The following is a 20697-nucleotide window of genomic DNA, read 5'->3' on the forward strand; positions in this document are numbered from 1 at the left end:
AGCGCTTTGCTTATCCGGCCTACACGCACTCATCCAATTTGTGGTTCTTATGTCTGAAACAAAAAACGAATTAGAAACGCTGCTGGAACAAGCCGCGACAGAGCCTGCGCATCGTCCGGCATTTTTCCGCACTTTACTGGAATCTACCGTCTGGGTACCGGGCACCGCCGCAGAAGGTGAGGCTGTGGTCGAAGACAGCGCGCTGGATTTGCAGCACTGGGAAAAAGAAGACGGCACGACCGTGATCCCGTTTTTTACCTCCCTTGAAGCTTTGCAGCAGGCGGTTGAAGATGAACAGGCATTTGTCGTCATGCCAGTGCGCACGCTGTTTGAAATGACCCTGGGCGAAACACTGTTCCTTAATGCGAAGCTGCCAACCGGCAAAGAGTTCATGCCGCGTGAAATCAGCCTGCTGATGGGAGATGAGGGAAACCCGCTGAGTACCCAGGAAGTGCTGGAAGGCGGGGAATCGTTAATCCTCTCCGAAGTGGCAGAACCGCCGGCGCAGATGGTTGACTCACTCACCACGCTATTCAAAACCATTAAGCCGGTTAAGCGTGCATTCCTTTGCTCAATTAAAGAGAGTGCGGATGCCCAGCCGAATCTGCTGATTGGTATTGAAGCGGATGGCGACATTGAAGAGATCATTCATGCCGCTGGTAGTGTCGCAACCGACACGTTACCGGGTGATGAACCCATCGATATCTGTCAGGTGAAGAAAGGTGAGAAGGGGGTAAGCCACTTTATTACCGAGCACATCGCCCCCTTTTACGAGCGCCGCTGGGGCGGTTTCCTGCGCGATTTTAAACAGAATCGGATTATCTGACTCAAGGAAAGCCGCCCCGAAGGGCGGCTACCTGGCTTACCTGCCCTGGGTGCTGAGCGTCATGGTGACAGAGTTACCTGAGTCACTCCGATCTCCGTGAAGACACAACGCACCAGAAACAACAAGCACGATACAGACGTACCGTATCTTCATTGTGCGGTCCATGCGAAGACCGCATCACGACAGCACCACTGGCGATAATGCCGTGATAGCAAGCACTACGGTGTGCCTGCGCCTACGGCCATGGAATGACCTTTTCCGAAACCAGTCCCGCTTGCGAGGCGGCGAAAAGGGCCGGGGAAAATAATACCCCAAACATTGAATAGTTTCTCAGCTAATTAACTTGACATAATCCGCATGAAAAGTGATTATTCGTTCACTACGGTGTGTCTGCGTTACTATGGCAACATAGCCCGCTGGGAAGGCCGCGAACTGGACCAGCATAAAAAAACCGCTCATTCGAGCGGTTTTTTTATGGATGAAACAGGCGAGTAAATCAGATTTTATTTAGCTTCAGCCGGTTCTATCGGTAAATCGTTGCGCGCACCCCATTCACTCCACGCGCCGTCATACAGTGACACGTTGGGAACATCGAGAGTGGCAAGCGCCAGTACGACGACCGCAGCAGTCACACCGGAGCCGCAGCTGGCGATAATCGGCCTGTCAAAGCTCACACCGTGGCTAAAGAAGATGGCATCCAGCTCATCGGTCGTTTTCAGCTCACCGTCATGCACCAGTTCCGTCCACGGTACGTTTAACGCACCGGGAACATGACCACGCTTCAGGCCCGGGCGCGGTTCATCAACCTGCGCATTGAAACGGGCTGCCGGGCGAGCATCCACGATCTGTGCCGTTTTTTCATGGCTGGCCAGCAACACATCGGTGACACGTACGACAGCTTCTGCTGTAAACGTGGCGTCAAAATCGCCTTCGGGTAACTCGACGATGCCTGTCTGCAGCGGGAGTTCATCGCGCTGCCAGCCTGCCAGACCTCCCGCCAGAATAGAAACATTTTCCACGCCGAATGTACGCAGCATCCACCATGCGCGCGGGGCGGAAAACAGGTTACCGTCATCGTAGACAACCAGGTGTTTATCCTGATGAACCCCTAATTCGCGCATGGCGACGGCGAAAGCCTCCGGACGTGGCATCATATGCGGTAAGGGTGAGGTGTGGTCAGAGAGCGCTTCGATATCAAAAAAAAGAGCGCCAGGAATATGGCCTGCACGATATTCTTCGCCGACATCGCGATCTTCCTGTCCTGGCGGTGCCATCCGGGCATCAAGAATTTGTATTTCCGGATCGTCAATATGTTCGACAAGCCAGTCGGCAGCGACAAAGAAGGCGGTAGTCATAGGCATCTCCATTTTTACCAGGTTTCGCCAAATTGTCGGATGTTTGATCCAAAGGGACAAGTAAAAGAGGCTGATTTGTCAGGCTGATGCACATTAATCACGAAAATTAAGACAATGCAGGCTTGCTACTGGCTTCCACAACCTGAAATCTCACGCATAATAGTTGTTCTACGTAGCGAACAGGCCACGATGGCCAGGGATGAAAAATGAAACCTATACGCGTAGCAGCCTGCATGCTGATGTTGGCGCTGGTGGGGTGCGATAATAATGATAAGCCATCAACGGCTGCAAAGAATGATGCGCCTGCACCGCAGACCGCCCCTGCAAAAGATCAGGCTCAATTACAGAAGTTAACCCAGCAAAGCCAGGGGAAACCGCTCACGTTACTGGACGCCTCAGAAGTTCAGCTCGATGGTGCGGCGACGTTAGTGCTGACCTTCTCCATCCCACTCGATCCTGAACAGGATTTTTCCCGCGTCCTGCACGTTGTCGATAAAAAAAGCGGCAAAGTGGATGGCGCCTGGGAGTTAGCGCCCAATTTAAAAGAGCTGCGTTTACGTCATCTGGAACCGAACCGTGAACTGGTGGTGACCGTTGAGCATGGTTTACTGGCGCTCAATAAGGCGACGTTTGGCCGCGAGTTTGAAAAAAATATCACCACGCGAGATGTTCAGCCGAGTGTCGGGTTCGCCAGCCGTGGCTCTCTGCTGCCGGGCAAAGTGATCGAAGGCCTGCCGGTGATGGCGCTGAACGTCGATAGCGTCGATGTGAACTTCTTTCGCGTGAAACCAGAATCGCTTGGTGCGTTTGTCAGCCAGTGGGAATACCGTAACTCGCTGTCGAACTGGGAATCCGACAATCTTCTGAAGATGGCCGATCTGGTCTATACCGGGCGCTTTGACCTCAATCCTGCGCGCAATACCCGCGAGAAACTGATGCTGCCGCTGGCAGAGATCAAACCGTTACAGCAGGCGGGCGTTTACGTTGCGGTGATGAATCAGGCCGGGCATTACAACTACAGCAATGCCGCCACGTTGTTCACGCTCAGCGATATTGGCGTTTCCGCGCACCGTTATCACAACCAGTTGGATGTCTTTACTCAGAGCCTGGAAAATGGCGCAGCTCAGCAAGGCATTGATGTCACATTGCTGAATGAGAAAGGACAGACGCTGGCGCAGGCGACCAGTGATGCTCAGGGACACGTGAAGCTTGAAACGGATCAAGAAGCGGCCTTATTGCTGGCACGTAAGGACGGACAAACGACACTGTTGGATCTGAAATTGCCTGCGCTGGATCTGGCTGAATTTGATATCGCCGGTGCGCCGGGGTACAGCAAGCAGTTCTTCATGTTTGGCCCGCGCGATCTTTATCGTCCTGGTGAAACGGTGATCCTCAACGGGCTGTTGCGCGACAGCGACGGTAAAACGCTGCCCGATCAACCGGTGAAACTGGACATCGTGAAACCCGACGGGCAGGTGTTGCGCTCGGTTGTGAGCCAGCCAGAGAACGGTTTATACCGCTTTAACTGGACGCTGGATAGCGGTGCGCCCACCGGCATGTGGCATATTCGGGCAAACACCGGCGACAACCAGTCGCGGATGTGGGATTTCCACGTTGAAGATTTTATGCCGGAGCGGATGGCGCTTAATCTCAGCGCAAGCAAGACGCCGATTACGCCGACCGACAACGTGACGTTTTCGGTTGTGGGTTACTATTTGTATGGCGCTCCGGCGAATGGTAACGCCCTGCAGGGCCAGCTTTTCCTGCGGCCACAGCGAGAAGCGGTCGCGGCATTGCCGGGATTCCAGTTTGGCAATATAGCGGAAGAAAACCTCTCCCGTAGTCTGGATGAAGTGCAACTCACGCTGGATGAAAATGGCCGTGGTGAAGTCACCGCTAACAGCCAATGGCAGGAAGCGCACTCACCTTTGCAGGTCATTTTGCAGGCCAGTCTGCTGGAGTCAGGTGGACGTCCGGTGACGCGTCGGGTAGAGCAGGCGATCTGGCCTGCAGATACTCTGCCGGGGATTCGCCCGCAGTTTGCTGCAAAAGCCGTCTATGACTACCGTACCGATACCACCGTTAATCAACCCATTGTTGATGAAGACAGCAACGCCGCATTCGATATTGTCTACGCCGATGCTAGCGGTGTGAAAAATGCGGTCTCCGGTTTGCAGGTGCGTTTGATTCGCGAGCGTCGGGATTACTACTGGAACTGGTCCGAAGATGAGGGCTGGAAATCGCAGTTTGATCAAAAAGATCTGGTTGAAGGTGAGCAGACACTGGATCTTAAGGCCGATGAAACGGGTAAGGTCAGCTTCCCGGTCGAGTGGGGCGCTTACCGTCTGGAAGTCAAAGCACCGAACGATACGGTGAGTAGTGTGCGTTTCTGGGCTGGATACAGTTGGCAGGATAACAGCGATGGCAGTGGCGCAGTGCGTCCCGATCGCGTCACCCTGAAACTGGATAAACCTACGTATCGGCCTGGCGATACCATGAAGCTACACATTGCGGCACCTGCGGCAGGTAAAGGCTATGCGATGGTGGAGTCCAGCGAAGGCCCGCTGTGGTGGCAGGAAATCGATGTGCCTGCAGACGGCCTGGATCTCTCTATCCCTGTAGATAAAACCTGGAATCGACACGACCTGTATCTCAGTGCTTTGGTTGTGCGTCCTGGCGATAAATCTCGTGCTGCGACACCTAAACGTGCGGTTGGACTCCTGCATTTACCGCTCGGTGATGAAAACCGTCGCCTCGATATGACGCTGGAAAGCCCGGCCAAAATGCGTCCGAATCAGCCGCTGACGGTTAAGATTAAAGCCAGCGTTAAAAATGGCGACGTGCCAAAACAGGTTAATGTGCTGGTATCCGCTGTGGACAGCGGGGTGTTGAATATTACCGACTACGCCACCCCGGATCCGTGGCAGGCGTTTTTTGGGCAGAAACGCTATGGTGCGGATATTTATGATATTTACGGCCAGGTCATTGAAGGGCAAGGGCGTCTGGCCGCGCTGCGTTTTGGTGGCGATGGCGATGCGTTAAAACGCGGCGGCAAACCACCGGTGAATCACGTCAATATCGTGGCGCAACAGGCGCTGCCGGTCACGCTCAACGAGCAGGGCGAAGGTACGGTGACGTTACCGATTGGTGATTTTAACGGCGAGTTGCGGGTAATGGCGCAGGCCTGGACGGCAGATGACTTTGGCAGCAGCGAAAGTAAAGTGATTGTCGCCGCGCCGGTGATTGCTGAACTGAACATGCCGCGCTTTTTAGCCGGGGGGGATACCTCGCGCCTGACGCTGGATGTGACCAATCTGACTGACAAACCGCAGACGCTGAATATTAAGCTTGCTGCCAGTGGGCTGCTGGCGCTGATTGGTCAGGATCCTGAGCCAGTGAATCTGGCGCCTGGCGTTCGCACCACACTGTTTATTCCTGTGCGGGCATTGGAAGGGTTTGGCGATGGCGAGATTCAGGCGGTTATCAGCGGCCTGTCATTACCAGGTGAAGCATTCGCGGATCAACACAAGCAATGGAAGATTGGCGTACGTCCGGCATTCCCGGCGCAAACCATCAATAATGGCGTGGCGCTACAGCCTGGCGAAACGTGGCAGATCCCGCACCCAGAGCTGGCGCCATTCTCGCCGGTGACAATGCAGGGGCAATTGCTGTTCAGCGGCAAGCCCCCGCTGAATCTGGCGCGTTATATCCGCGAGCTGAAAGCCTATCCTTATGGTTGTCTTGAACAAACGGCAAGTGGCTTGTTCCCGTCGTTGTATACCAATGCCGCTCAATTGAAGGCGTTAGGTATTGTGGGTGATAGTGATGAGAAACGCCGTGCCGCAGTCGAGATCGGTATTTCCCGGTTATTGCAAATGCAGCGTGACAACGGCGGTTTCGCTCTGTGGGATAAAAACGGACCAGAAGAGTACTGGCTGAGCGCGTATGTGATGGATTTCCTCGTCCGGGCTAACGAGCAGGGTTATAGCGTTCCGGTAGAGGTGATTAATCGGGGCAATGAGCGGTTACTGCGCTATTTGCAGGATCCGGGCATGATGTCGATTCGTTATAGCGATGACACGGCGGCAAGTCGGTTTGCTGTGCAGGCATATGCTGCGTTGGTGCTGGCTCGCCAGCAAAAAGCCCCGCTTGGCGCATTGCGCGAGATTTGGGAGCGTCGTGCTCAGGCCGCATCGGGATTGCCGCTGTTGCAACTGGGGATTGCGCTGAAGAATATGGGCGATGCAAACCGCAGTGAGCAGGCGCTGACGTTGGCGCTCAATACCCCACGTCGTGATGCGCAACAGTGGATGGCGGATTACGGTAGCCAACTGCGCGATAACGCGCTGATGCTGGCTTTGCTGGAAGAAAATAAACTTAAACCCGATGTGCAAAATACGCTGCTGAACACGCTGTCGGAACAGGCTTTTGGTCAGCGCTGGCTCTCCACTCAGGAAAATAACGCGCTGTTCCTCGCCGCGCGTACGCTCCAGGATTTACCGGGAACATGGCAGGCGCAGACCTCACTTTCCGAACAGCCGCTGGCTGGCGAGAAATCACAAACCCGTAACCTGGATGCCGATCAACTCTCGACGCTGGCAGTAACCAACACGGGTAACCTGCCGTTGTGGCTGCGCCTGGATGTGAGTGGTTACCCGCAAACCTCGCCGATGCCTGCCAGCAACGTGCTGAGTATTGAGCGCCAGGTGCTGGGTACTGACGGACAAAGTAAATCACTCGCGTCTTTACGCAGCGGTGAACTGGTACTGGTCTGGCTGACGGTGAAAGCCAGCCAGAATGTGCCGGATGCGCTGGTGGTTGATTTGCTACCTGCCGGACTGGAGCTGGAAAACCAAAATCTGGCCAACGGCAGTGCCAGCCTGCAGGACAGCGGTAGTGACGTGCAGAATCTGCTTAACCAAATGCAGCAGGCGGATATTCAGCATGTTGAATTCCGTGACGACCGCTTTGTTGCTGCGGTAGCCGTCAATGAAGGCCAACCGGTCACTCTGGTGTATCTGGCTCGCGCGGTCACGCCGGGGACTTACCAGATCCCTGTTCCGCAGGTGGAGTCCATGTATGTTCCGCAATGGCGCGCTACGGGAACGGCAGAGGGACCACTGATTGTCGCACCGTAAATGAGGCATTGGGTTAGTCAACGCGGCGGCTGGATCTGGCTGGCTGCCGCCCCCTTTTTCGTGATAGCGGCACTCTGGGCGGCAGACAAAATCTGGCCGCTGCCGCTTCATGAAGTGAATCCCGCACGTGTTGTGGTGGCGCGCGATGGCACACCGCTATGGCGGTTTGCCGATGCGGACGGGATCTGGCGCTATCCGGTGACGGTTGATGAGGTCTCGCCCCGTTACCTTGATGCGCTGATCAACTACGAAGACCGTTGGTTCTGGAAGCATCCCGGCGTGAATCCGTTTTCCGTTATTCGCGCCGCGTGGCAGGACCTCTCCTCCGGGCGCGTGGTTTCGGGCGGCAGTACGCTCACCATGCAGGTAGCAAGATTACTTGACCCACATCCACGTACCTTTGGCGGCAAATTCCGCCAGCTCTGGCGCGCACTCCAGCTTGAATGGCATCTCCCGAAACGCGACATCCTGACGCTGTACCTCAACCGTGCTCCTTTCGGCGGCACGCTTCAGGGCGTTGGCGCGGCAAGCTGGGCATATCTTGGCAAACCCCCCGCCCAACTCAGTTATTCTGAGGCGGCATTACTGGCTGTACTGCCACAGGCGCCGAGCCGCTTGCGCCCGGATCGCTGGCCGGATCGCGCCGAAGCGGCACGCAACAAAGTGCTTGAGCGTATGGTGATGCAGGGGATCTGGTCCGTCAAACAGGTGCAGGAGTCTCGTGAAGAACCCGTCTGGCTGGCGCCGAGGCAGATGCCGCAGCTAGCGCCGTTGTTCTCACGCATGATGTTGAGCAAAAGCCACAGTGACAAAATCCTGACCACGCTGGACGCCGGATTGCAACGCCAACTGGAAGAACTGGCGCAAAACTGGAAAGGACGGCTTCCGTCGCGCAGTTCTCTGGCGATGATTGTGGTGGACCATACCGATATGAGCGTGCGTGGCTGGGTGGGGTCGGTCGATATGAATGACGACACCCGTTTTGGTCATGTGGATATGGTGAGTGCGATTCGCTCACCGGGATCGGTGCTTAAACCGTTTGTCTATGGGCTGGCGCTGGATGACGGATTGATCCATCCCGCTTCCCTTTTACAGGATGTGCCGCGACGTACCGGAGATTATCGGCCGGGGAATTTTGATAGCGGTTTTCATGGGCCGGTAAGCATGAGCGAAGCACTGGTGCGGTCGCTAAATTTACCCGCCGTACAGGTACTTGAAGCCTATGGACCAAAGCGTTTTGCGGCATCGTTGCGAAACGTCGGCTTACCGTTGTATTTGCCCGCGGGGTCAGCGCCGAATCTTTCGCTGATTCTCGGCGGAGCAGGAGCAAAGCTTGAGGATATGGCCGCGGCGTACAGCGCATTTGCGCGCCATGGAAAAGCGGCAAAACTGCGTTTACAGCCGGACGACCCGCTACTGGAGCGTCCCTTGATGTCTCCTGGCGCTGCGTGGATTATTCGCCGGGTGATGGCTGATGAGGCACAACCGCTGCCGGATAACGCGCTGAGCAGAGTGGCTCCGCTGGCGTGGAAAACAGGTACCAGCTACGGCTATCGCGATGCGTGGGCGATTGGCGTTAACGCACGTTACGTGATTGGCATCTGGACAGGCCGTCCCGACGGCACGCCGGTCGTCGGGCAATTTGGTTTTGCCAGCGCCGTACCTTTGCTTAATCAGATTAATAATATTCTGCTGGCGCGTGGGACCGATCAGCCAGAAGACCCACGTCCCGATTCGGTGACTCGCGGTGTCGTATGTTGGCCGGGCGGGCAATCTCTTCCCGCCGGAGACAGTAACTGTCGTCGCCGATTAGCGACCTGGTTACTGGATGGCAGCCAGCCGCCTACGCTGTTGTTGCCTGAACAGGAAGGCATTAGTGGTATTCGTTTCCCGGTCTGGCTGGATGATGTGGGAAAACGCGTTGCAGCAGATTGTGCCCAGGCGCGCGAACATACATTAATTGTCTGGCCGTTGCCGCTGGAGCCGTGGCTGCCCGTGTCAGAGCGTCGGAGTGCAAGATTACCGCCCGTATCGACAACGTGCCCTCCGCTGGGACAGGACGCGTCTTTACCACTCCAGTTGACAGGCGTGCGTGATGGCGCGATTGTGAAACGCTTACCCGGTTCACCGGAAGCTGCATTGCCAGTGCAAACCAGCGGTGGAACAGGCGAGCGCTGGTGGTTTCTTAATGGTGAGCGGCTGGAAGAACGTGGGGCTCGCCTAACCCTGCGACTGGCGGTAACGGGAGAATACCAACTGCTGGTGATGGATGCTGCCGGGCAGGTTGCGACGGTGAGATTTTCTTTGCAGTAGACCCGTTTGACATCATTTGTTGCCAGAAATCATCTTATTTTAAAGAAATGTTATCTTCATCAATAGTCAATTGCCGGGATGCTCTTTATAATCCGCGCCAGGTCGTACAGATATATAGACAACAACAGAACACATTACAGAGGTTATCATGGCTATTGAACGTACTTTTTCCATCATCAAACCAAACGCGGTGGCAAAAAACGTTATTGGAAGCATCTTTGCGCGCTTTGAAGCAGCAGGGTTCAAAATTGTCGGTACTAAAATGCTGCACCTGACCGTTGAACAGGCGCGTGGCTTCTACGCCGAACACGATGGTAAGCCGTTCTTTGACGGTCTGGTTGAATTCATGACCTCCGGCCCGATCGTGGTTTCCGTGCTGGAAAGCGAAAATGCCGTTCAGCGTCATCGCGATCTGCTGGGCGCAACCAATCCGGCGAATGCGCTGGCGGGTACGCTGCGCGCAGACTACGCTGACAGCTTCACCGAAAACGGTACCCACGGTTCTGACTCCGTTGAGTCTGCAGCGCGTGAAATCGCCTACTTCTTCGGTGAAGGCGAGGTTTGCCCGCGCACGCGTTAATCTCCCGCGTCTTTCGCGCCGCGGGGACGAATTGACGATTTACATATTATTTTCGTTAATGCTTCGTGCAAACGTGGCATCCCTGCGCCAGACTTTGTACAATGCAACGCCCCGGAAGAGCAGACCGCTTGCCGGGGCGTTTCTTTTTAACCCTCCACGGGCCATAACGTGTAACAACGAGGCCGGAAAACATTATGTCTGAATTAGTTAACACCTCTGAAGTCGTCATTGCTGCGGTTCCAAATAAAAATGGAAAAATTAACCTGCTGGATCTGAACCGTCAGCAGATGCGCGAATTCTTCAAAGAGATGGGCGAAAAACCGTTTCGTGCCGATCAGGTCATGAAGTGGATGTATCACTATTGCAGCGACAATTTTGATGACATGACTGACATCAATAAAGTGCTGCGCAACAAGCTGAAGGAAGTCGCTGAAATTCGCGCACCGGAAGTGGTTGAAGAACAGCGTTCATCGGATGGCACCATCAAATGGGCTATCGCGGTAGGCGATCAGCGCGTAGAAACGGTTTATATCCCGGAAGATGACCGCGCGACGCTGTGTGTTTCTTCACAGGTCGGTTGTGCGCTGGAGTGTAAATTCTGTTCTACGGCTCAGCAGGGTTTTAACCGTAACCTGCGGGTATCGGAAATTATTGGCCAGGTCTGGCGTGCGGCGAAGATCGTCGGTGCGGTAAAAGCAACGGGCGTGCGTCCTATCACCAACGTGGTGATGATGGGCATGGGCGAGCCGTTGCTCAACCTGACTAACGTGGTCCCGGCAATGGAAATCATGCTTGATGACTTCGGTTTTGGTCTTTCCAAACGCCGCGTGACGCTGTCCACCTCAGGCGTTGTCCCTGCGCTGGATAAACTGGGCGATATGATTGACGTTGCGCTGGCGATCTCTTTGCATGCGCCGAACGATGAAATCCGTGACGAGATTGTGCCGATTAACAAAAAGTACAATATCGAAACCTTCCTGGGGGCTGTTCGTCGTTATCTGGAGAAATCCAATGCGAACCAGGGACGCGTGACGATCGAGTATGTCATGTTGGATCACATCAACGACGGTACCGAGCATGCGCATCAGTTGGCTGAGCTGCTGAAAGATACGCCGTGCAAGATTAACCTGATCCCATGGAACCCGTTCCCTGGCGCGCCGTATGGCCGTAGCTCCAATAGCCGTATCGATCGTTTCTCCAAAGTGTTGATGAGCTATGGTTTCACGACCATTGTGCGCAAAACCCGTGGGGATGACATTGATGCTGCTTGCGGCCAACTGGCTGGCGACGTCATTGACCGTACCAAGCGTACTCTGCGTAAGCGCATGCAGGGTGACGCAATCGACATCAAGACCGTTTGATGTTGGCGCACTACGGTATAATTCATGTACTGTAGTGCGATATAAGTTATATGAGGGGCTGAGTTGTCGCCGCCGGGTCAATAATAACGGTGCGTTTTTGTCGACTTTAAGGCAGTATGTAGCGGCACAACAAGCGTTTAGCCCTCAGGTTTATGCTGTTTTGTCATAGAGAGTCTGACCGTTTTATACTGTCTGACCAAGGTTAATTGACCAGATGTTTCGCGGTGTGGGTGAGCATTGTGGCTCGCCGGCATCAGAACCCCAATTTACGCAGCTGTAGCGAATGAATACTGAAGCCACGCACGACAAAAATGAAGCACTTACCACTGGCGTTCGTCTGCGCAATGCCCGTGAACAACTCGGATTCAGCCAGCAGGCGGTCGCGGAGCGACTGTGCCTGAAGGTTTCCACGGTACGTGATATTGAAGAAGATAAGGCGCCAGCCGATCTCGCTTCAACATTCCTGCGCGGGTATATCCGTTCTTATGCGCGTCTGGTGCATATTCCTGAAGAAGAACTGTTACCAGGGCTGGAAAAACAGGCTCCGATTCGCCCTGCCAAAGTTGCGCCTATGCAGAGTTTCTCGCTGGGTAAACGTCGTAAAAAACGCGACGGTTGGTTAATGACCTTTACCTGGCTGGTGCTGTTTGTTGTTGTCGGCCTGACAGGCGCATGGTGGTGGCAGAACCATAAGGCGCAGCAGGAAGAGATCACCACGATGGCCGATCAGTCCACCGCTGAACTGAACGCCGGTAAAGATAATGCGCAGAGCGTAGCGCCGGATACCAGCGCTACGGCAAGCCTGGATAACACCCCGGCACCGCAAGCGGGTGCGATGGCTGACGCCACGCAAACGCCAGATGCCACAACGACGCCGGCCCCTACCGCAGAGGCTCAACAGAATGCGGTTGTGGCACCTTCTCAGGCAAATGTTGATACAGCGACCACAGCACCCGCAACGACGCCAGCGCCAGCGGCACCGTTGCCGACTGACCAGGCCGGTGTGACAACGCCAGCCACTGATCCTAACGCGCTGGTAATGAATTTTACCGCTGACTGCTGGTTGGAAGTGACGGATGCGACCGGTAAAAAACTGTTTAGCGGCATGCAACGTAAAGATGGCAATTTAAATCTTACCGGCCAGGCACCGTACAAACTGAAAATTGGTGCTCCGGCGGCAGTGCAGATTCAGTACCAGGGTAAACCTGTCGATCTGAGTCGTTTTATCAGAACTAACCAGGTTGCGCGTCTGACCGTAAATGCCGAACAATCACCGGCTCAGTAACAGACGGCAATGCGGGAGATTTTTTAATGCATAACCAGGCTCCAATTCAACGTAGAAAATCGACACGCATTTACGTTGGGAACGTGCCGATCGGTGATGGTGCGCCCATTGCCGTACAATCTATGACCAATACACGCACCACCGATGTGGCGGCGACGGTCAATCAAATCAAAGCGCTGGAACGCGTAGGCGCGGATATTGTGCGTGTCTCCGTACCGACAATGGATGCGGCAGAAGCGTTCAAGCTTATCAAACAGCAGGTCTCAGTCCCGCTGGTTGCTGATATTCACTTCGACTACCGTATTGCGCTGAAAGTGGCGGAATACGGCGTTGATTGCCTGCGTATCAACCCAGGCAATATCGGTAATGAAGAGCGTATCCGCATGGTAGTCGATTGCGCGCGCGATAAAAATATTCCTATCCGTATCGGCGTAAATGCCGGATCGCTGGAAAAAGATCTGCAGGAAAAATACGGCGAACCGACGCCGCAGGCGCTGCTGGAATCGGCCATGCGTCATGTGGATCATCTCGATCGCCTGAACTTTGATCAATTCAAAGTCAGCGTCAAAGCGTCTGATGTTTTCCTCGCCGTTGAATCCTATCGCCTGCTGGCGAAGCAAATCGATCAACCGCTGCACCTGGGGATCACCGAAGCCGGTGGCGCGCGGAGTGGGGCGGTGAAATCCGCGATCGGCCTTGGCTTGCTGCTGTCTGAAGGTATTGGCGATACGTTGCGTGTCTCCCTGGCGGCCGATCCGGTGGAAGAGATCAAAGTCGGTTTCGATATTCTGAAATCACTGCGTATCCGCGCACGTGGGATCAACTTTATCGCTTGTCCAACCTGTTCCCGTCAGGAGTTTGATGTTATCGGCACGGTGAACGCGCTGGAACAACGTCTGGAAGATATCATTACGCCAATGGACGTTTCGATCATTGGTTGTGTGGTTAACGGTCCAGGTGAAGCGTTAGTGTCAACGCTGGGCGTGACGGGCGGCAACAAGAAAAGTGGTTTGTATGAAGACGGCGTGCGTAAAGACAGACTCGATAACGACGATATGATTACGCAGCTTGAAGCCCGCATTCGTGCCAAAGCCAGCATCCTGGATGAAGCGCGTCGAATCGACGTGCAGCAGGTTGAAAAATAATAACGTGATGGGAAGCGACATGCTTCCCGTGTATGATTGAACCCGCATAGCGCCCGTAGTGTTCGGGAAGCGCTGAGGGTTCATTTTTATATTCAGAAAGAGAATAAACGTGGCAAAAAACATTCAAGCCATTCGCGGCATGAACGATTATCTGCCTGGCGAAACCGCCATCTGGCAGCGCATTGAAGGCACTCTCAAAAACGTGCTCGGCAGCTACGGTTACAGTGAAATCCGCTTGCCGATTGTAGAGCAGACCCCGTTATTCAAACGCGCGATCGGTGAAGTGACCGACGTGGTTGAAAAAGAGATGTACACCTTTGAGGACCGTAATGGCGATAGCCTGACGCTGCGTCCAGAAGGGACGGCGGGCTGCGTACGCGCCGGCATCGAACATGGTCTCCTGTACAATCAGGAACAGCGTCTGTGGTACATCGGACCGATGTTCCGCCATGAACGTCCACAAAAAGGACGCTATCGCCAATTCCATCAGCTGGGTGTCGAAGTGTTTGGTCTGCAGGGGCCGGATATCGATGCGGAGTTGATTATGCTGACCGCCCGTTGGTGGCGTGCGCTGGGTATTTCTGAACATGTAAGCCTTGAGCTGAACTCTATCGGTTCACTTGAAGCCCGCGCCAATTACCGCGATGCGCTGGTGGCGTTCCTGGAACAGCATAAAGAGAAGCTGGACGAAGACTGTAAGCGCCGCATGTACAGCAACCCATTGCGTGTGCTGGATTCTAAAAACCCGGAAGTGCAGGCTCTGCTGAATGATGCACCGGCACTGGGTGACTACCTTGACGATGATTCTCGCGAACATTTCGCGGGCCTGTGCAAACTGCTGGAATCTGCAGGTATTGCCTATACCGTGAATCAGCGTCTGGTTCGTGGTCTTGACTACTACAACCGCACCGTATTTGAATGGGTCACCAGCAGCCTCGGCTCGCAGGGAACTGTTTGTGCGGGTGGTCGTTATGATGGCCTGGTTGAGCAACTTGGCGGTCGAGCGACACCGGCGGTGGGCTTCGCGATGGGTCTCGAACGACTTGTTTTGTTAGTTCAGGCTGTTAATCCGGAATTTAAAGCCGATTCCGTTGTCGATATATACCTGGTTGCTTCAGGCTCGGATACACAGTCTGCGGCCATGACGTTGGCTGAACGTCTGCGCGATGAAGTGCCGGGTGTGAAACTGATGACAAACCACGGTGGCGGCAACTTTAAAAAGCAGTTTGCTCGCGCCGATAAGTGGGGCGCCTGCGTTGCACTGGTACTGGGCGAGTCCGAAGTGGCTGACGGTACTGTTGTAGTGAAGGATTTGCGCTCTGGTGAGCAAACGGCAGTAGCGCAGGATAGCGTTGCCACGCATTTGCGCACTCTACTGGGCTAAGGAGAAGGACAGCGTGGAAATTTACGAGAACGAAAACGACCAGATTGACGCGGTTAAACGCTTCTTTGCTGAAAACGGCAAAGCGTTGGCTGTTGGGGTCATTTTAGGGGTTGGCGCGCTGGTCGGCTGGCGCTACTGGACTAACCATCAAACGGAGTCCGCACGCTCTGCTTCTCTGGCATATCAAAATACGGTCACTGCGGTAAGCGCGGGTAAAGCCGATAGCATTCCTGCTGCAGAGAAGTTTGCAGCGGAGAATAAAAATACGTATGGCGCGTTAGCGTCGATGGAACTGGCGCAGCAGTTTGTTGATAAAAACGAACTTGAAAAAGCCGCTACCCAGTTGCAACAAGGACTGGCAGCCACCAGCGATGAGAATCTCAAAGCGGTGATTAATCTGCGTCTCGCCCGTGTTCAGGTTCAGCTTAAACAGGCTGATACCGCACTGAAAACTCTCGATACCGTTAAAGGCGAAGGGTGGGCAGCCATTGTCGCCGACCTTCGTGGTGAAGCGTTACTGAGCAAGGGTGATAAACAAGGTGCGCGTAGCGCATGGGAAGCGGGCGTGAAAAGCGATGCCTCTCCTGCTCTGAGCGAAATGATGCAGATGAAAATCAATAATTTGTCCATCTGAGAGGGACCCGATGCAATTGCGTAAATTACTTCTGCCAGGGCTGCTTTCCGTTACCCTATTGAGCGGCTGTTCACTGTTTAGTGGCGAAGAAGATGTCGTTAAGATGTCCCCATTACCGGTGGTTGAAAATCAGTTTACTCCGTCCACTGCCTGGAGCACTTCTGTCGGCAATGGTATTGGTGATTTCTATTCCAATCTTCATCCTGCTCTGGCGGATAACGTGGTCTACGCCGCTTCCCGCGAGGGTGTGGTAAAAGCGTTGAACGCGGACGATGGCAAGGAAGTCTGGTCGGTTAATCTTGGTGAGAAAGACGGTTGGTTCTCCCGTGCTTCCGCGCAGCTCTCTGGCGGCGTGACGGTGTCCGGCGGCCATGTTTACATTGGCAGCGAAAAAGCACAGGTTTATGCGCTGAATACCAGTGACGGTACCGCCGCATGGCAGACTAAAGTTGCGGGTGAAGCCCTGTCTCGCCCCGTTGTGAGTGATGGCGTGGTGCTGATCCACACCAGCAACGGTCAATTGCAGGCATTAAACGAAGCTGATGGCGCCATCAAATGGACCGTTAACCTCGATATGCCGTCACTCTCGTTACGTGGTGAATCCGCACCGGCGACCGCTTATGGCGCAGCCATTGTCGGCGGTGATAACGGTCGCGTGAGCGCGGTGCTGATGCAACAGGGCCAGATGATTTGGCAGCAACGTATTTCCCAGGCGACAGGTCCAACTGAAATCGATCGTTTGAGTGATGTGGATACCACGCCGGTTGTCGTCAATGGCGTTGTTTACGCCCTGGCTTATAATGGTAACCTGACGGCGCTGGATCTGCGTAGCGGTCAGATTATGTGGAAACGTGAGCTGGGCTCGGTGAATGATTTCATCGTCGATGGCAATCGTATCTATCTGGTTGATCAGAATGACCGTGTGCTGGCATTGACCACCGATGGCGGCGTGACGCTGTGGACGCAAAGCGATCTGCTGCACCGCCTGCTGACGTCTCCAGTGTTGTACAATGGCAACTTAGTCGTGGGTGATGGCGAAGGCTATCTGCACTGGATTAACATTGAAGATGGTCGCTTTGTCGCTCAGCAGAAAGTTGACAGCTCAGGTTTCCTGACCGAGCCGGTCTCTGCTGATGGCAAACTGCTGATCCAGGCGAAAGACGGTACGCTGTATTCTATTACGCGTTAATCGTCCCGGCCGCTCGCTTTGAAAAACGGCTCCTGGTGCAGGGGCCGTTTTCCTGTTTTTAACAATGGCGCAAAAATGCGTACGTTGTCTGATGATTTTTTAAATGAGGCTTTAAACATGGTACCTGTGGTCGCGCTTGTCGGGCGCCCTAACGTTGGCAAATCCACGTTATTTAACCGTCTAACTCGCACCCGAGATGCGCTGGTTGCGGATTTCCCGGGTCTGACTCGTGACCGTAAGTACGGTCGTGCGGAAATTGAAGGCCGTGAGTTTATCTGTATTGATACCGGCGGTATTGACGGCACCGAAGACGGTGTTGAAACCCGTATGGCGGAACAGTCGCTGTTGGCTATCGAAGAAGCTGACGTTGTCCTGTTCATGGTGGATGCGCGTGCAGGCCTGATGCCTGCGGATGAAGCTATTGCGAAGCATCTGCGTGCCCGACAGAAACCGACTTTCCTGGTGGCGAACAAAACGGACGGGCTTGATCCTGACCAGGCGGTTGTCGATTTTTATTCACTGGGTCTGGGAGAGATTCATCCGATTGCCGCTTCTCATGGTCGTGGCGTTCTCAGTCTGCTGGAGCACGTGCTGCTGCCGTGGATGGATGACGTAGCCCCGCGGGAAGAAGTGGATGAAGATGCGGAATACTGGGCGAAACTGGAAGCTGAAGAAAACGGCGAAGAAGAGCCTGAAGACGATTTCAATCCGCAAGACCTGCCCATTAAGCTGGCGATTGTCGGTCGTCCGAACGTAGGTAAGTCCACACTGACTAACCGCATTCTGGGTGAAGACCGCGTCGTGGTTTACGATATGCCGGGTACGACGCGTGACAGTATTTATATCCCGATGGAACGCGATGAGCGCGAATATGTGCTGATTGATACCGCAGGTGTGCGTAAACGCGGGAAAATTACCGAAGCGGTAGAAAAATTCTCGGTAATCAAAACGCTGCAAGCGATTGAAGACGCTAACGTCGTCATGCTGGTGATTGATGCGCGTGAAGGTATTTCCGATCAGGACTTGTCGCTACTGGGCTTTATCCTCAATAGTGGGCGCTCACTTGTTATCGTCGTCAACAAGTGGGATGGGCTGACCCAGGAAGTGAAAGAACAGGTTAAAGAGACGCTGGACTTCCGTTTGGGCTTTATTGATTTTGCGCGCGTTCACTTCATTTCTGCGCTGCATGGCAGCGGCGTGGGTAACCTGTTTGAATCCGTACGTGAAGCCTATGACAGCTCAACCCGTCGTGTCAGCACCGCGATGTTGACCCGCATCATGACCATGGCGGCAGAAGATCATCAGCCGCCGCTGGTGCGTGGCCGCCGCGTGAAGCTGAAATATGCCCATGCCGGTGGTTATAACCCGCCGATTGTGGTGATCCACGGTAACCAGGTAAAAGACCTGCCGGATTCTTACAAACGCTATCTGATGAACTACTTCCGTAAATCCCTGGAAGTCATGGGGACGCCGATCCGCATTCAGTTTAAAGAAGGGGAAAACCCGTATGCGAACAAACGCAATACACTGACCCCGACCCAGATGCGTAAACGTAAGCGTTTGATTAAGCACATCAAGAAAAGCAAATAAGCATTTCTGCTCTCAAGATAAAACCCGCGCATGTCGCGGGTTTTTTTCGTCTGTTCATCGCCCGTTTTATCTGTGTTATGTCAATCACTATTCGTTTTTTACCAAGTTTAAATCTAAGAAAGTAGACAATTGTCGAATTTTCATCTTAAAGTTCAGGGGTTGGTACTAGACAAAACTAGCATCAGGTTATCAAATGGTTAAAACATTCTTCACCGCATGTAAAAAAACGGCCAGATAAATGACTGGCTGGTGTGCATTGCGGTGTTTATAAGCACGACGACATACCTTTTCGGGAGAATTATGCAATCCTCTGTTCATCAAAAAGAAAGCCGAACGTTCCTCGGCCACCCGTATCCACTCGGCTCACTGTTCTTCACGGAAATGTGGGAACGCTTTTCGTTTTATGGCATTCGTCCATTACTTATCCTGTTTATGGCGGCTACCGTTTATGACGGCGGCATGGGGCTGGCACGTGAAAATGCCTCGGCGATTGTCGGTATTTTTGCCGGTACCATGTATCTTGCTGCGCTGCCTGGCGGATGGCTGGCGGATAACTGGCTCGGGCAGCAGAAAGCGGTCTGGTATGGCTCCATACTGATTGCGCTTGGTCACTTGTCTATCGCGCTTTCCGCGATAATGGGCGACAACCTGTTCTTTATCGGCCTGATGTTTATCGTACTGGGTTCTGGGTTGTTCAAGACCTGTATCTCGGTCATGGTCGGTACACTGTATAAAAAGGGTGATGCGCGACGCGACGGCGGTTTCTCGCTGTTTTATATGGGCATCAACATGGGCTCCTTCATTGCGCCGCTGATCTCGGGCTGGCTGATTAAAACGCATGGCTGGCACTGGGGCTTTGGTATCGGTGGTATCGGAATGTTGGTGGCGCTGATCATCTTCCGTATCTTTGCGGTTCCGGCGATGAAACGCTACGATAGTGAAGTGGGGCTGGACTCCACCTGGAACAGTCCGGTGGTGAAGAGAAAGGGCGTGGGTGCATGGCTGCTGGCGCTGGCCGTCGGTGTGGCAATTGTGGTTACTCTGATTGCGCAGGGCGTCATTGTGATCAACCCGGTTGCTGTTGCCAGTATGCTGGTATACGTGATTGCGGCCTCCGTTGCTCTCTACTTCATCTACTTGTTCGTGTTTGCGGGGTTAAACCGTAAAGAACGCGCCAGGCTGCTGGTTTGCTTTATTCTGTTGATTTCCGCCGCGTTCTTTTGGTCTGCATTCGAGCAAAAGCCAACGTCGTTCAACCTGTTTGCCAATGACTACACTAACCGTATGATCGGTGATTTTGAAATCCCGGCCGTGTGGTTCCAGTCAATCAACGCGCTGTTTATCATCCTGCTGGCACCGGTGTTCAGTTGGGCGTGGCCGAAGCTTGCGAGCATGAACATTCGCCCGAGCAGTATCACCAAGTTCGTTATCGGCATTCTCTGTGCGGCAGCGGGCTTTGGCCTGATGATGCTGGCGGCTCAAAACGTGCTGAGTAATGGCGGTGCAGGCGTTTCTCCTTTCTGGCTGGTGGGCAGTATCCTGATGCTGACGCTGGGTGAACTGTGCCTGAGCCCGATTGGTCTGGCGACAATGACGCTGCTGGCGCCTGACAGAATGCGCGGTCAGATGATGGGGCTGTGGTTCTGCGCCAGTGCGCTGGGTAATCTGGCGGCGGGTCTGATTGGCGGTCACGTGAAGGCCGATCAGCTTGATATGCTGCCCGATCTCTTTGCGCGTTGTTCCATTGCGCTGCTCATCTGCGCTGCGGTACTGATCATTCTCATTGTTCCGGTACGCCGCATGCTGGAAAATGTGCAGACTAAACCGGTTACTAACGCCTCATAAACCTCGATTTTGCCGGGGCAGGCGTTTTGCCCCGGCCATTCAATCGACGAGG

At 54.1% G+C, this 20697-nt stretch carries 14 protein-coding genes; 12 read left to right on the plus strand and 2 right to left on the minus strand.

Features of this window, described 5'->3' with window-relative positions:
• Nucleotides 1–49: 49 nt before the first annotated feature.
• Complete coding sequence (sseB, locus tag N7268_RS16025) at nt 50–826, plus strand: enhanced serine sensitivity protein SseB (protein ID WP_198903335.1); 777 nt, start codon at nt 50–52, stop codon at nt 824–826.
• A 36-nt stretch (nt 827–862) separates the two neighbouring features.
• Here the strand turns inward: sseB and timP are convergent, their stop codons facing one another.
• Both timP and sseA read right to left on the minus strand, forming a co-directional pair.
• Nucleotides 863–991, minus strand: coding sequence for a small toxic inner membrane protein TimP (timP, locus tag N7268_RS25220; RefSeq protein ID WP_409929199.1), 129 nt, complete (start codon nt 989–991; stop codon nt 863–865).
• A 338-nt stretch (nt 992–1329) separates the two neighbouring features.
• Nucleotides 1330–2181 carry a 3-mercaptopyruvate sulfurtransferase gene (gene sseA / locus N7268_RS16030; protein WP_260863676.1) on the minus strand — a complete coding sequence of 284 codons (852 nt, stop codon included), beginning with the start codon at nt 2179–2181 and terminating at the stop codon, nt 1330–1332.
• A 206-nt stretch (nt 2182–2387) separates the two neighbouring features.
• Here sseA and N7268_RS16035 point away from each other — a divergent pair, with 206 nt between their 5' ends.
• From N7268_RS16035 to N7268_RS16085, 11 genes are all read left to right on the plus strand, one after another.
• Nucleotides 2388–7319 (plus strand): alpha-2-macroglobulin family protein, encoded by a 4932-nt coding sequence (locus N7268_RS16035; protein WP_260863677.1) that lies wholly within the window; start codon nt 2388–2390, stop codon nt 7317–7319.
• Nucleotides 7320–9632, plus strand: coding sequence for a peptidoglycan glycosyltransferase PbpC (gene pbpC / locus N7268_RS16040; protein ID WP_260863678.1), 2313 nt, complete (start codon nt 7320–7322; stop codon nt 9630–9632).
• 148 nt (nt 9633–9780) lie between these two features.
• Nucleotides 9781–10212, plus strand: coding sequence for a nucleoside-diphosphate kinase (gene ndk / locus N7268_RS16045; protein ID WP_003037710.1), 432 nt, complete (start codon nt 9781–9783; stop codon nt 10210–10212).
• A gap of 194 nt (nt 10213–10406) precedes the next feature.
• Entirely contained in the window at nt 10407–11573 is a 1167-nt protein-coding gene (locus N7268_RS16050; RefSeq protein WP_137384795.1) for a bifunctional tRNA (adenosine(37)-C2)-methyltransferase TrmG/ribosomal RNA large subunit methyltransferase RlmN, read from the plus strand.
• A 283-nt stretch (nt 11574–11856) separates the two neighbouring features.
• Nucleotides 11857–12858, plus strand: coding sequence for a cytoskeleton protein RodZ (gene rodZ, locus N7268_RS16055; protein ID WP_260863679.1), 1002 nt, complete (start codon nt 11857–11859; stop codon nt 12856–12858).
• Between the two features lie 26 nt (nt 12859–12884).
• Nucleotides 12885–14003: a flavodoxin-dependent (E)-4-hydroxy-3-methylbut-2-enyl-diphosphate synthase gene (gene ispG / locus N7268_RS16060; RefSeq protein WP_198903341.1), complete on the plus strand. Its 1119-nt coding sequence runs from the start codon at nt 12885–12887 to the stop codon at nt 14001–14003.
• Between the two features lie 109 nt (nt 14004–14112).
• Entirely contained in the window at nt 14113–15387 is a 1275-nt protein-coding gene (gene hisS, locus N7268_RS16065; protein WP_260863680.1) for a histidine--tRNA ligase, read from the plus strand.
• A gap of 13 nt (nt 15388–15400) precedes the next feature.
• Complete coding sequence (locus N7268_RS16070) at nt 15401–16021, plus strand: YfgM family protein (protein ID WP_260863681.1); 621 nt, start codon at nt 15401–15403, stop codon at nt 16019–16021.
• 10 nt (nt 16022–16031) lie between these two features.
• The gene (gene bamB, locus N7268_RS16075) at nt 16032–17210 is read left to right on the plus strand and encodes an outer membrane protein assembly factor BamB (RefSeq protein ID WP_198903344.1); all 1179 of its coding nucleotides are present in this window, start codon (nt 16032–16034) and stop codon (nt 17208–17210) included.
• A 117-nt stretch (nt 17211–17327) separates the two neighbouring features.
• Nucleotides 17328–18800 (plus strand): ribosome biogenesis GTPase Der, encoded by a 1473-nt coding sequence (gene der, locus N7268_RS16080; protein WP_260863682.1) that lies wholly within the window; start codon nt 17328–17330, stop codon nt 18798–18800.
• A 300-nt stretch (nt 18801–19100) separates the two neighbouring features.
• Nucleotides 19101–20645 (plus strand): peptide MFS transporter, encoded by a 1545-nt coding sequence (locus N7268_RS16085; protein ID WP_260863683.1) that lies wholly within the window; start codon nt 19101–19103, stop codon nt 20643–20645.
• The last annotated feature ends 52 nt before the right edge of the window (nt 20646–20697 follow it).

This window comes from Citrobacter sp. Marseille-Q6884, assembly GCF_945906775.1.
Taxonomy (GTDB): Bacteria; Pseudomonadota; Gammaproteobacteria; order Enterobacterales; family Enterobacteriaceae; genus Citrobacter.